The organism is Blastococcus sp. CT_GayMR19, assembly GCF_004570385.1.
In the GTDB taxonomy this organism is placed as follows: domain Bacteria; phylum Actinomycetota; class Actinomycetes; order Mycobacteriales; family Geodermatophilaceae; genus Blastococcus_B.
Genome location: NZ_SPQL01000006.1, coordinates 1 through 13252, shown reverse-complemented (window position 1 = coordinate 13252; position 13252 = coordinate 1). Strand labels below are relative to the sequence as shown.

At 73.9% G+C, this 13252-nt stretch carries 12 protein-coding genes; 1 reads left to right on the top strand and 11 read right to left on the bottom strand.

All coding sequences use genetic code 11. The features are described from left to right. Window positions 1-15: 15 nt before the first annotated feature. Window positions 16-3168 (top strand): isoleucine--tRNA ligase, encoded by a 3153-nt coding sequence (gene ileS / locus E4P39_RS10000; protein ID WP_209306463.1) that lies wholly within the window; start codon window positions 16-18, stop codon window positions 3166-3168. Window positions 3169-3251: 83 nt separating this feature from the next. Here ileS and E4P39_RS09995 read toward each other — a convergent pair whose 3' ends face one another. The 11 genes from E4P39_RS09995 to E4P39_RS09945 form a co-directional block, all read right to left on the bottom strand. Beyond that, complete coding sequence (locus E4P39_RS09995) at window positions 3252-3797, bottom strand: hypothetical protein (RefSeq protein WP_135136389.1); 546 nt, start codon at window positions 3795-3797, stop codon at window positions 3252-3254. A 146-nt stretch (window positions 3798-3943) separates the two neighbouring features. Then, the gene (locus E4P39_RS09990; protein WP_135136388.1) at window positions 3944-4666 is read right to left on the bottom strand and encodes a DivIVA domain-containing protein; all 723 of its coding nucleotides are present in this window, start codon (window positions 4664-4666) and stop codon (window positions 3944-3946) included. A gap of 94 nt (window positions 4667-4760) precedes the next feature. Further along, window positions 4761-5030, bottom strand: coding sequence for a YggT family protein (locus tag E4P39_RS09985; protein WP_245159748.1), 270 nt, complete (start codon window positions 5028-5030; stop codon window positions 4761-4763). 84 nt (window positions 5031-5114) lie between these two features. After that, window positions 5115-5837, bottom strand: a complete 723-nt coding sequence (gene sepF / locus E4P39_RS23190; RefSeq protein ID WP_135136386.1) for a cell division protein SepF — start codon at window positions 5835-5837, stop codon at window positions 5115-5117. Window positions 5838-5902: 65 nt separating this feature from the next. Further along, window positions 5903-6652 carry a YggS family pyridoxal phosphate-dependent enzyme gene (locus tag E4P39_RS09975; protein WP_135136385.1) on the bottom strand — a complete coding sequence of 250 codons (750 nt, stop codon included), beginning with the start codon at window positions 6650-6652 and terminating at the stop codon, window positions 5903-5905. Between the two features lie 125 nt (window positions 6653-6777). After that, on the bottom strand, window positions 6778-7509 hold the full coding sequence (pgeF, locus tag E4P39_RS09970) for a peptidoglycan editing factor PgeF (protein ID WP_135136384.1): 732 nt from the start codon (window positions 7507-7509) through the stop codon (window positions 6778-6780). 46 nt (window positions 7510-7555) lie between these two features. Next, window positions 7556-8833 carry a cell division protein FtsZ gene (gene ftsZ, locus E4P39_RS09965; RefSeq protein WP_135136383.1) on the bottom strand — a complete coding sequence of 426 codons (1278 nt, stop codon included), beginning with the start codon at window positions 8831-8833 and terminating at the stop codon, window positions 7556-7558. Between the two features lie 344 nt (window positions 8834-9177). Next, window positions 9178-9783, bottom strand: a complete 606-nt coding sequence (locus E4P39_RS09960) for a peroxidase-related enzyme (RefSeq protein ID WP_135136382.1) — start codon at window positions 9781-9783, stop codon at window positions 9178-9180. Window positions 9784-9804: 21 nt separating this feature from the next. Then, a complete protein-coding gene (locus E4P39_RS09955) occupies window positions 9805-10608 on the bottom strand; it encodes an FtsQ-type POTRA domain-containing protein (RefSeq protein ID WP_135136381.1) in 804 nt (267 codons plus the stop codon). Beyond that, complete coding sequence (murC, locus tag E4P39_RS09950; RefSeq protein WP_135136380.1) at window positions 10605-12059, bottom strand: UDP-N-acetylmuramate--L-alanine ligase; 1455 nt, start codon at window positions 12057-12059, stop codon at window positions 10605-10607. Before murC ends, E4P39_RS09955 begins: the two co-directional genes overlap by 4 nt. A 13-nt stretch (window positions 12060-12072) precedes the next feature. After that, window positions 12073-13131, bottom strand: coding sequence for a UDP-N-acetylglucosamine--N-acetylmuramyl-(pentapeptide) pyrophosphoryl-undecaprenol N-acetylglucosamine transferase (locus E4P39_RS09945; RefSeq protein WP_245159771.1), 1059 nt, complete (start codon window positions 13129-13131; stop codon window positions 12073-12075). Window positions 13132-13252 lie beyond the last annotated feature (121 nt).

Sequence of the window (13252 nt, the reverse complement as noted above, 5' to 3'; positions counted from 1 at the left end):
GGGGAGAATGGGCCCGTGAGTGTTCCCTCCCCCGCCGGTCCGTTCGCCGCGCTGCCCCCTCAGGTCGACCTGCCCGCGCTGGAGCAGGGGATCCTGGCGCGGTGGGAGGCCGACAAGGTCTTCGCGCGGTCGCTGGAGGCCTCGGAGGGGCGGCCGCAGTGGAACTTCTACGAGGGACCGCCCACGGCCAACGGCCGCCCCGGCACCCACCACATCGAGGCGCGGGCGTTCAAGGACGTCTTCCCCCGGTTCAAGACCATGCAGGGCTGGCACGTCCCCCGCCGCGCCGGCTGGGACTGCCACGGCCTGCCCGTCGAGATCGCCGTCGAGCAGGAGCTCGGCTTCGCCGGCAAGCCCGACATCGAGCGGTACGGCATCGCCGAGTTCAACGCCCGCTGCCGCGAGTCGGTGGAACGGCACGTCGGCTCGTTCTCCGACCTCACCCGCCGCATGGGCTACTGGGTCGACCTGTCCACGGCCTACTGGACGATGGATCCGGCCTACATCGAGAGCGTCTGGTGGTCGCTCAAGCAGGTCTTCGACAAGGGGCTGCTGGTCGAGGACCACCGGGTCGCGCCGTACTGCCCGCGCTGCGGCACGGGGCTGTCCGACCACGAGGTCGCCCAGGGCTACGAGACCCTCACCGACCCGTCGGTCTACGTCCGGCTGCCGGTCACCAGCGGCGAGTGGGCCGGGAAGGCCGACCTGCTCGTCTGGACGACGACGCCGTGGACGCTGCCGTCGAACACGGCCGTCGCCGTCCACCCCGAGGTCACCTACGTGGTCGCCCGGCGCGGGGACGACACGGTCGTCGTGGCCGAGCCGCTGCTGGCGTCGGTGCTCGGCGACGACGACGTCGAGGTGCTGGCCCGCACCGTGGGGCGGGACTGGGAGCGGACGACCTACCAGCGCCCGTTCGAGCTCGTCGAGTTCCCGGACGACAACGCGCACTACGTCGTCCTCGCCGAGTACGTGACGACCGAGGACGGCACGGGCCTGGTGCACCAGTCCCCCGCCTTCGGCGCCGACGACCTCGCCGTCTGCCGGAGCTACGGGATGGCGGTGGTCAACCCGATCGACGGCACCGGCCACTTCCTCGGCGACGTCCCCCTGGTGGGCGGGCACTTCTTCAAGGCCGCCGACCCGACGCTGGTGGAGGACCTGAAGAAGCGCGGCGTCCTGTGGCGGGAACAGCGCTACGAGCACAGCTATCCGCACTGCTGGCGCTGCCACACGCCGCTCATGTACTACGCGCAGCCCTCGTGGTACATCCGCACCAGCGCGATCAAGGACAAGCTGCTCGCCGAGAACGACAGGACGAACTGGTACCCCGAGAACATCAAGACGGGCCGCTACGGCGACTGGCTGAACAACAACGTCGACTGGGCGCTCTCCCGCGACCGGTACTGGGGGACGCCGCTGCCGATCTGGCGCAACGACGCCGACCCCACGCGGCTGGTCGCCGTCGGCTCGCTGGCCGAGCTGTCGGAGCTGACCGGCCGGGACCTCTCCGACCTCGATCCGCACCGGCCGTTCATCGACGACGTCACGTTCATGCTGCCCGGCGAGGAGGGCACCTTCCGCCGGGTCCGGCAGGTCATCGACGCCTGGTACGACTCCGGGTCGATGCCGTTCGCCCAGTGGGGGGCTCCGCACCGCAACAGGGAGCAGTTCGAGGCGGCCTACCCCGCGCAGTTCATCTGCGAGGCGATCGACCAGACCCGCGGCTGGTTCTACACGCTGATGGCCGTGGGCACGCTGGTGTTCGAGAAGAGCTCCTACGAGAACGTGCTCTGCCTGGGCCACATCCTCGCCGAGGACGGCCGCAAGATGAGCAAGCACCTGGGCAACATCCTCGAGCCGATCCCGCTGATGGACCGGCACGGCGCGGACGCCGTCCGCTGGTTCATGCTGGCCGGCGGCTCGCCGTGGTCGGCGCGGCGCGTGGGCCACGAGACGCTGTCCGAGGTCGTGCGCAAGGTGCTGCTCACCTACTGGAACACCGCGAGCTTCTTCACCCTGTACGCCGAGGCCAACGCCTGGGATCCGGCTGCGTCGCCGGCCCCGGACCGCGCCGGGCGTCCGCTGCTCGACCGCTGGGCCCTCGCCGAGCTGGCCTCGGTCACCTCCGCGGTGACCGACGCGCTGGAGGACTTCGACACCCAGGGCGCGGGCCGGCTGCTCGCCGGCTTCGTCGACGACCTGTCCAACTGGTACGTCCGCCGGTCCCGCCGCCGCTTCTGGGACGGCGACCCGGCCGCCCTGGCGACCCTGCACGAGGTGCTCGACGGCCTCACCCGGCTGATGGCTCCGTTCACCCCGTTCGTCACCGAGGAGGTGTGGGCCCGCGCGGTCGCGCCGGGGCTGGTCGACGCCCCCGACTCGGTGCACCTGGCCTCCTGGCCCGCGGTCGACGAGGCGGCCCGCGACGACGAGCTGGTCCGCCAGGTGGCCCTGGTGCGCCGGCTGGTCGAGCTCGGACGCTCGGCCCGGACGTCGGCCAAGGTCCGCACCCGGCAGCCCCTGGCCCGCGCGGTCGTCGCCGCGCCGGGCTGGGCGGCCCTCCCGCGCGATCTGGTGGCCGAGGTCGCCGACGAGTTGAACGTGACCGAACTGGTCGAGCTGTCGGCGGTCGGGGAGCTCGTCGACGTGAGTGTCAAGGTCGACTTCCGCGCCGTGGGACGCCGGCTGGGCAAGCAGGTCCAGGCCGTGGCGACGGCGGTCGCCGGCGCGGATGCTGCGGAGCTGACCGCCGCCTACCGGGCCGGCACGGCCTCGGTCGAGGTCGACGGCGACCCGGTCCAGCTCGAGGACGGCGATCTGATCGTCACCGAGACGCCGCGCGAGGGCTGGACCGTGGCCAGCGGCGGCGGGCTCACGGTCGCCCTGGACCTGACGCTCACCCCGGCCCTGGAGCGGGCAGGTCTCGCCCGCGAGGCGGTCCGGCTCATCCAGGAGGCCCGCAAGACCAGCGGCCTGGAGGTCAGCGACCGCATCGAGCTGTGGTGGACCGCCGAGGGCGCCATGTCCGAGGCGCTTCCCGAGCACGCCGCCCAGATCGCCGCCGAGGTGCTCGCGGTGTCCCTGCACGCCGGGACGCCGGGCGACGGCCCGGGCATCGAGGGCCCCGAGGGCTCCCGCTTCTGGCTGGCCCGCGCCACCAGCTGAGGCCGCCCCCCCCCCGCTTTCGGTACCGAAAGCGGGGAGGGAGGCGCACGCTTTCGGTACCGAAAGCGGAGAGGGGGCCGGGGTCAGGTGCCCGTGGCGTGCCTGCGGGCGCGGGCGCGCTGGGCGAGGTTCCGGTCGGGCTCGCACACCGCGCACGGGGTGAACCCGTCGGTGCGCGCCTCGTCGACGGGCAGCGGGATCGGTGTCCGGCCCCGGAGGTGCACGCAGTCGGCCAGGTGGTAGCGCGGGTGCTCGTCGAGGACGAGCACCTCGTCCTTGAGGTCGACGACCAGCAGCAGGTCGGTGACCTCGACCTCCTCCACGTCCGGGTCGGGCAGGTCCTCCGGCGGGGCCGCGGGCCCGGCAGGAGCGGCCGCGCCGGCCGGCTCCGTGGCACCGGCCGGCGCCGCCGTCCCCTGGCCCGGCGTGGCCGCCGGGGCCCCGTTCGCCGCCGCCGGAGTGCCACCGGACGCGGCCGCCGAGATCCGGCGCCGGGCGACGACCAGCAGCACCGCCGCGACCACGCAGGCGGCGACACATCCCCAGTAGAGCGCGGTGGCGCCGGTCAGGATGCCGGCGACGAAGAGGCCCAGGCCGAGGAGCACGAGCAGTCCGGCAGCCAAGATCACGGTGGGCACTCTAGGACGGAAGGGAATCGGCCCGCCCCGTTCGCGCGCGGCGCGCCGCCGTCCCCGCCCCCGGGAACGCGAGAGGGCCCCCGGACGATGTCCAGGGGCCCTCTCGTCGACTGCCGCGACGGGGTGGTTCGCCGAGGTCAGGCGCTGGCGTGCTGCCGGCTGTTGGCCGAGGGCTCGGCCGAGCCGCGGCTGTCCAGGTCACGCAGGTGCGACTCGAGGTAGGACCGCAGACGCGTGCGGTACTCGCGCTCGAAGGTCCGCAGCTCCTCGATCTTGCGCTCGAGGCTGCTGCGCTTCTCCTCGAGGCCGCTCATCGCCTCGGTGTGCCGGCGCTCGGCGTCCTGCTCGAGGCTCGCCGCCTTGGCGCGCGACTCGCGCTCCAGGGTCTCGGCGCGGGTGCGGGCGTCGCCGATCATCGAGTCGGCGCGGTGCTTGGCCTCGGCGACCATCTGCTCGCTCTTGGCGCGCGCGTCGGTCATCAGTCGGTCGCTGTTGCTCTTCGCGCCGCTGAGCATCTGCTCGGCCTGGGTCTTGGCCTCGTTGACGTAGCGGTCCGCGGTCTCGGTGGCCAGCGCGAGCATGCGGGACGCGCGGGCGCTGTCGTCCTCCCGGGGCGCGACGGGCGGCGGGGGTGCCGCGATGGCCGCCGGTGCAGCCACCACGGGCTCCGGACGCTCCTCGACCCGCGCGACGACCCGGCTCGCGGCGGAGCGCAGCTCGTTGTTCTCCTCGATCAGCCGGGCGAGCTCGGCCTCCACGACATCGAGGAAGGCGTCGACCTCGTCCTCGTCATAGCCCCGTTTGCCGATCGGCGGCTTCTTGAAGACGACGTTGTGCACGTCGGCAGGCGTCAGTGGCATCGCGGGTCACCTCGGGTCGAACGGCAGGAACAGGGACGTACTCGGACGGGGGTGGTGCGACCACTCCCATTCTGCGGCTCTGATCCCGGGGGAGTCAGCCAAGTCTGATCGCCAGGGAGTCGGCAAAGCTCCTGAGGAGCACCACGGCGATCAACAGCACCATAAACCCGAGGTCCAGTCTGATGGACCCCAGGTTCAACGGCGGGATGACCTTACGGACCGCCTTCAGCGGCGGGTCGGTGGTGCTGTAGACGACCTCGAGCCCGGCGGCGACGAGCCCGGAGGGCCGCCAGCTGCGCGCCAGCACCATCACCCAGTCGACGACGAAGCGCGCGAACAGCAGGATCAGGAAGACGAGCAGCACCGACGAGACGATCTGCAAGAAGAGAGCCACAGTCCTCGTTCGTTCGGGGCACCTCGCGTGCCGTGTCCATCGTCGCGCCCGAGATCAGGACTGGTTGAAGAACCCACCTTCGCGGATCCGGGCCTTGTCCTCGGCGGTCACGTCGACGTTCTGCGGGCTGAGCAGGAAGACCTTCGCCGTGACTCGCTCGATACTACCGCGCAAGCCGAAGGACAGACCGGCGGCGAAGTCGACGAGTCGCTTGGCGTCGGCGTCGTCCATCTCGGTGAGGTTCATGATGACCGGCATCCCGTCGCGGAAGCGCTCGCCGATGGTGCGCGCCTCGTTGTAGGTCCGCGGGTGCAGCGTGGTGATCCGGTAGGGCTGCGGGGCCGGCGCGGGCGCGGGCGCCGGGGCCTCGGCCACCACGGGCTCACGGACGGCGAGCTTCGCGGCCGTGGCTCCGACCGGTCCACTGCCGAGCGCACCGTTGCCCGCTCCGCCGCTCATCGCACCGACCCGGACCGGGCCGGCACCCGCCGCTGCTGGGGCGAGGCCGAGCGGCCGGGCCGTGCCGGCGCGGCGCACGGACACGGGCTCGGGCTCGCGGACCGGCGGCAGGGCCGGGGCCTCGAGGTCCTCGACGTAGTTGCCCGTCGGGTAGTCCGTGTCGTAGGGCCCCTCGTAGCGGTCGTCCGCGTATCTCCCGTAACGGCGGTCGTGTTCCGGGTGATCTGCGACTCGGGCGTCGTACCGGCCGTAGCCGCGGGCGTCGTCGTCCTCGACGAGCCCCAGGTAGATACCCATTCTCCGCATGGCTCCAGCCATCGGACCTCCCCCTCTGCTGGTGTCCTCAGCGTCGCGTCTGTACGGCAATCGTCAAGGGCCCCCGGTTACGTCCGGGGCGTCTGTGGCTCGTGTGACTGGTGAGCTTCGATTCCGGAGACTAGGGGCCGATTCCCGAAGAGCGCGGTTCCGACACGCACGATCGTCGCGCCCGCGCTGATCGCGGCCTCGAGGTCGCCGCTCATCCCGGCCGACAGCTCGACCGCCTCCGGATGGTCCGCCCGGACCCGGGCGGCCACGGTCGCCAGTCGCCCGAACGCCGACGCCGGGTCCTCGCCCCGGGGCGCTACGGCCATGAGCCCCCGGAGCCGGAGGCCGGGAGCTGCGGCGACCGAATCGGCCAGCCCCGGGATGTCCTCGGGGGCCGCCCCGCCGCGGGGTGCCGTGGCCCCGGCGTCCGCGACACCGGCACCGAGGTCCACCTGGAGCAGGACCTCGACCGCTCGGCCGGTCTCCCGACCCGTCCGGTCGAGCACCCCCGCGAGGGACGGCCGGTCGACCGAGTGGACGACCGCGCCGAGGCGTGCGACCGCGGCGGCCTTGTTCCGCTGGAGCTGGCCGACGAAGTGCCATCGCACCGGGAGCTCGCCCAGCTCGGCGGCCTTGGTGATCAGCTCCTGCGCCCGGTTCTCGCCGAAGTCCCGCTGGCCCAGCCCGGCCAGCGCACGGACGTCGTCGGCCGGCCAGGTCTTGCTGATCGCGAGCAACGCGACCGAGGCAGGGTCCCGCCCGGCCGCGCGGGCCGCGGCGGCGATCCGTTCGCGGACGCCGCGCAGGTTCTCCTCTAGCCGGGCCACGCCGTCGATCCTCTCAGCTCCCGATGTCCGCTTTCGGTACCGAAAGCGGAGGACGACGGCCCCGCTTTCGGTACCGAGAGCAGGAACGCGCACTGGCCCGGGAGTGGGCCCGCCAGGGCGGGACGTCAGCCCAGCCAGACCAGACCGGCCTGCCGCCCGGTCACCCCGTCCCGGCGGTGGGAGAAGAGGTGGGGGTCCTCGACGGTGCACCGCGGATCCTGGACGACCTCGGGGATGCCCGCGCGGGTCAGCAGCTCGGCGAGACCGGCACGCAGGTCCAGGCCCGGCGTGCCCCGGCGGGTGGCCACGGCGGCGGCGGGGACGACGCGGGCCAGCTCGGCCTGCATGGGCTCGGGCACCTCGTAGCAGGCGCCGCACACGGCCGGCCCGAGGAGCGCACTGACGTTGCGGGCCCGCGCCCCGAGGCTCGCCATCGCCGAGAGGGTCGCGGGGACGACGCCCCGGCGCACGCCCTCGCGGCCGGCGTGGACCGCCGCGACGACCCCGGCGACGGGATCGGCCAGGAGCACCGGCACGCAGTCGGCGACCAGCACGCAGAGCACCAGGCCCGGGGTGCTGGTGACCACGGCGTCGGTCTCGGGAAGGGGCCCGTCCTGCGGCCCGTCGACGACCACGACTCCTGGGCCGTGCACCTGGGACATCCAGACGAGGCGGTCGGCCGGCACGCCCAGCTCCCGGGCCACGCGCCCGCGGTTGGCCGCGACGTCGGCCGGGTCGTCGCCGACGTGGTCGCCCAGGTTGAACGAGTCGTACGGGGACGCGGACCGGCCGCCCCGCCGATCGGTGACGACCCTGCGGGGTCGAGCCGACGGCGGAGCGGCCGGGGAGGAACTCACGGGGCGCCCGGACCGGACGCGCCCGCTGCCGGGCACGGACCGGGCGTCACTGCTTCAGGAACTCCGGGATGTCGAGCTCTTCCTCGAAGTCCTCGTTCGACAGCGGGCGACGGCCGTGCGCCGCGCCGGCCATCGGCGGCAGCGGCGGCACCGTGATGCCGCCCCCGACCGGGGGCAGGGGGGCGCGGGTCGGCGCGGACGCCACCGCTCCCCCGTCGGCCTGCACCGGCGCCGACTGCTGCGGTGCCGACCGCTGTCCCACGGGCTGCGGTACCGCCGGGACGTTCACGGGCCGGCGGTACGGGGGCAGGCCGGCGGGCGCCGCCCCTGCCGCTGCACCCGGCACCGCCGCGGCGGCGTCCTTGCGTGTGCTCGGACGGCCGCTGTCGAACCCGGCCGCGATGACCGTGACCCGCACCTCGTCACCCAGGGCGTCGTCGATGACGGCACCGAAGATGATGTTGGCGTCGGCGTGCGCGGCATCCGAGACCAGCGAGGCCGCCTCGTTGATCTCGAACAAGCCCAGGTCCGAGCCGCCCGAGATCGACAGCAGGACGCCGTGCGCGCCCTCCATCGAGGCCTCGAGCAGCGGGCTGGCGATCGCCTGCTCGGCCGCGAGCAGCGCCCGGTTGTCACCCCGCGCGCTGCCGATGCCCATCAGCGCCGAGCCCGCCCCGGACATGACCGACTTGACGTCGGCGAAGTCCAGGTTGATCAGGCCGGGCGTGGTGATCAGGTCGGTGATGCCCTGGACACCGGAGAGCAGCACCTGGTCGGCGGTGCGGAACGCGTCCATCACGCTGACGTTGCGGTCCCCCAGCTGCAGCAGCCGGTCGTTCGGGATCACGATGAGCGTGTCGCACTCGTTGCGCAGCTCCTCGATGCCCGATTCGGCCTGGACCGCACGGCGCTTGCCCTCGAAGGCGAACGGCCGGGTGACCACACCGATGGTCAGGGCGCCGAGCTTGCGCGCGATCGACGCGACGACGGGGGCGCCGCCGGTGCCGGTGCCGCCTCCCTCGCCCGCCGTCACGAAGACCATGTCGGCCCCCTTGAGGACCTCCTCGATCTCCTCACGGTGGTCCTCAGCGGCCTGGCGGCCCACGTCCGGCTGCGCCCCGGCACCCAGACCTCGGGTCAGCTCGCGACCGACGTCGAGCTTGACGTCGGCGTCGCTCATCAGCAGGGCCTGGGCATCGGTGTTGATGGCGATGAACTCGACCCCCTTGAGGCCGACCTCGATCATGCGATTGACCGCGTTCACCCCGCCGCCGCCGATGCCGACGACCTTGATGACCGCTAGATAGTTGTGCGGAGGTGTCATGCGGCGCTCCCCAACTGGACCCTCATCCTCAAGTTCAGCGTTACAGTTATGTCAACTTGCTCGACCTGGACGAAGCTAGGGGCGTCCGGAGGACGCCACAAACACCCTCCCCGGCTCGGCGTGTCGGTGGGACCGGATCGCACGAACCTCTGGCGACTCGTTGGTCACTTGGGCACCACGAGGTGTGACGACCCGCGCCGGAAACGTCTCATGCCCGGGTGCAGACCCGGCTCAGGAGCGAGACCGGGAACTCGTCAAAGAGATGTTGCGTGTCGGGCGTGTCGCGCTGGACGGCGTGTCGATCGCGGGGCTCACGTGCTCCTTCCTCCTCGCCGCCTCCCAGCTCAGGCGCGCGGCACCCGGCCGAGGAGGTAGAACTCCGGGTTCGGCGGGATCGCCGCCCAGTGGGCGAGCCGGTTCGACAGCGCGAACAAGGACACGATCGCCCCGACGTCCCACACGTCGTCCTCGGTCAGTCCGTGGCCCCGGAGGTCCGCCAGGTCCTGGGCCGTCACCGTCGCCGGCTCGACCGCGAGCCGCACCGCGACCTCGACGACCGCGTGCATCCGTGTGTCCAGGGGCGCCTTGCGCCAGTCGACGGCGACCTGGTCGGCGAGGTACGGGTCCCGGGCCCGGATCCGGGCGATGGCGCCGTGGGCCACCACGCAGTAGAGGCAGTCGTTGGCGGCACTGGTGGCCACCACGACGACCTCGCGGTCGGCCTTCGACAGGCCGGGCGTCTCCTTGTCCATGAGCGCGTCGTGCAGCGCGAAGAACGCCTCGGCCTCCGCCGGGCGCCACGACAGCGCGCCGAAGATGTTCGGCAGGAACCCCGACTTCTCCTCGACCGCGTCGAACCGCTCGCGCAGCTCCGGCGGCAGGTCCTTCCGGAGCGGAACGGGGAACCGGCTGATGGGGGCGGCGGGCTCGGGGAGCGGGGACGTCGGCATCCGGCCATGCTGCGCTCCGAGTCAGCGCAGCACCACCGCGTCCGGGGTGCTGAGGTCGATCGTGCCGGCCGGCTCCAGGTCCTCGTCCGCCATCCGGTCGAGCAGTGCGGTCAGCACCGTGGCCTTCTTCCCCGACTCGGCCGGGCCGCCCCAGCGCACCAGCGTGCCGTCGGTCAGCGTGAGCGTGATGTCCTCCGGACCGGCCACCGTGGCGCCGTCGATCCCGTCCCGGACCTCCTCGGGCAGGGCCACGAGCGCCTGGAGTGCGGCCATGGTGGCGGGGTCGTCCGGGCCGGGGTCCGCGACGTCGAGCGGGACCACCCCGGGCGGGGGTGCCCCCGTGATGGTGTCGAACAGCACGCCGTCGGCGTCGACGAGCGACCGTCGTCCGACCTGCCCGACCACCGCCACGGGGATGCGCTCCACCACGGTGATGACGACGCTGCGCGGCCAGCCACGGGTCACCTCGACGGCGGCGACCTGAGGCAGCTGCGCGACCCGGGCCTCGACGTCCCGGACGTCGACCCGCAGGAGCGGCGTCCCCGCCTCGATGCCGGCCGCCTTCCGCACCTCCTCCGCCGAGACGCTGCCCGCGCCGTCCACCTGCACGGTGCCGACGGCGAGGACCGGCCCGGTCCACAGGAACCACAGGGCCGCCGCCAGCAGCAGCACCGCCGCGGCCAGCCGCAGCGCGCGCCGGCGGCGTGAGCTGGGCCGGGGACGGCTGCGGCGCGCCCGCGGGGTCGCCGGCGTCGACGGTCGGCGGTCCTGCGTCCGGCGGCGGCCGCCGATCCGGTCCCGCGTCGTCGTGCCCGTGCGGCTCACCGGAGCGCGCCCGCCGGGTGGTCCCCTCCGGGCTCGTGGCTGCGCAGGGCCTCCAGCACCTCCGGACCCACCATCGACACGTCGCCGGCACCCATGGTCATCACCAGGTCGCCGGGCCGGGCGCGCGCCGCCAGGGCGGGGGCGGCTGCCGACCAGGACGGCTCGAACAGGACACGGCCGGCGGGCAGCGGCACCGCATCGGCGACCATCGCGCCGGTCACGCCCGGCACCGGGTCCTCGCGGGCGCCGTAGATGTCCATGACGACGACCTCGTCGGCGAGCCCGAGCGCGCGGCCGAACCCGTCCGCGAACTCCAGGGTGCGGCTGTAGAGGTGCGGCTGGAAGGCCACGACCAGCCGGCCGTCGCCGGCCACCGCCCGGGCGGCCCGCAGCTGCGCGGTGACCTCGGTGGGGTGATGGGCGTAGTCGTCGTAGACGCGCACACCCGCGGCCACGCCCTTGAGCTCGAAGCGGCGGTGCACGCCGCCGAACCGGGCCAGTCCGTCGATCAGCCCGTCCGCGGGCAGCCCCAGTTCGAGCCCGGCGAGCAGCGCCGCGGCGCTGTTGCGCGCCATGTGCTCGCCCGGCAGCTGGATCCCTACCCGGCCCAGCTTCCGGCCGTCGAGGACCGCGGTGTAGCTGGTGCCGTCCTGCGCCACCTGGAGGTCGAGCAGCCGGAGGTCGGCGCCCTCGGCCGTGCCGTAGGTGCGCAGCCGCGCCTTCGTCGGCACGGTGCTCAGCCGGGCGGCGCCAGGATCGTCGGCGCAGAGGACCAGGAACCCGTCGGGGTGCAGCGTGCCGACGAACGTGTCGAACGCGGCCTCGACCGCGGCGAGGTCCCCGTAGTTGTCCAGGTGGTCGGCCTCGACGTTGGTCACGATCCCGCCGAAGGGCGCGAGCAGCAGGAAGGAGCGGTCGCTCTCGTCGGCCTCGGCGACGAAGACGTCACCCTCGCCCGAGTGCGCGTTGCTCCCCGACTCGTTGAGGTCGCCACCGATCGCGAAGGACGGGTCGGCGCCGCAGGCCTGGACGGCGACGGTCAGCATCGAGGTGGTCGAGGTCTTGCCGTGCGTGCCGGCGACGGCGACGCTGCGCCGACCGGCCATCACCGCGGCCAGCGCCACCGCCCGCGGCAGGACGGCGAGCCCGCGTTCCCGGGCGGCGACGAGCTCGGGGTTGTCGGGTCGGATGGCCGTGGAGACCACCAGGGTGTCGGCGTCCCCGAGGTTCGCCGGGTCGTGACCGACCGCCACCCGCGCGCCGAGCGCGCGCAGGGCCAGGAGGGTGGGGGTGTCCCGTCGGTCACTGCCGGATACGCGCACCCCGCGGGCCAGCAGGATGCGCGCGATGCCGCTCATCCCGGCCCCGCCGATGCCGACGAAGTGCACCGCCCCCAGCTCGGGAAGGCTCGGCACCGGCGCCGTCCACGCCGCCACGTCCGCGGCGCTCATCGTCCGACGCCGCTCATCGGGCCACCGCCAGCACGATGTCGGCCAGCCGCTCGTCGGCGTCGGCGACCCCCGCGGCCGCGGCATGCCGCGCGTAGCCGGCCAGCGCGGCCGGGTCGGTGAGCAGCGGCACGAGCGTCGACCCGATCCAGTCGGAGCTGAGGTCGGCATCCTCGACGAGGAACCCACCGCCGGCCTCGACCATGGGCAGCGCGTTGCGCCGCTGCTCGCCGTTGCCGATGGGGAGCGGGACGAAGGCCGCCGGCAGTCCGACGGCGGACAGCTCGGCCACGGTCACCGCCCCGGACCGGCACAGCGCGAGGTCGGCGGCGGCGTAGGCGAGGTCCATGCGTTCCAGATAGTCCACGACCACGTAGGGCGCGCTCCCCGCGGGGCGCGGCGGGACCGTCACGTCGGTGTTCTTCGGCCCGCGGGCGTGCAGCACCTGGACGCCGGCCGCGGTGAGAGCATCGGCGGCGCCGGCCGCCGCCCGGTTCAGCGAGGCGGCTCCCTGCGAGCCCCCGAAGACCAGCAGGGTCGGCCGGTCCGCGTCCAGCCCGAACTCCGCCCGGGCCGCGGCGCGGGAGGCGGCGCGGTCCAGCGACGTGAGCGCCCGGCGCAGCGGCATGCCGACGTGCTCGGCCCGGTGCAGCGGGGTCCCCGGGGCGGTCACCGCCACGCGTGCGGCCAGGCGGGCGCCGATCCGGTTGGCCAGCCCGGGCAGCGCGTTCTGCTCGTGCACCACGACCGGTATCCGCGCCCGTCCCCGTCCGCCACGACGAGCGGCGAGGTACGCCGGCAGGGCGACGTAACCGCCGAAGCCGACGACGACGTCGGCCTCGAGCTCGTCCAGGACGGCGCGCGTCTCCGCGACCGCCCGCCACACCCGGGTCGGCACGCGCAGCAGGTCGACGGTGGGCTTGCGGGGCAGCGGGACCGGCGGGATCAGCCGCAGGTCGTAGCCGCGGGCCGGGACCAGGCGGGTCTCCATGCCGCGCGCGGTGCCGAGGCAGGTGATGCGGACCGGGGTTCCCCCGTCGGCGCGGCGGCTCAGCGCGTCGGCCAGCGCGAGCATGGGCTCGATGTGCCCGCCCGTGCCGCCACCCGCCAGGACGACGCTCCGGGGCCGCTCGGGCGTGCTCACCGCGGCCCCCCGGGTCGGCGTGGGGTGCCCGCCGGCGGCTGCCGCCGGGCGG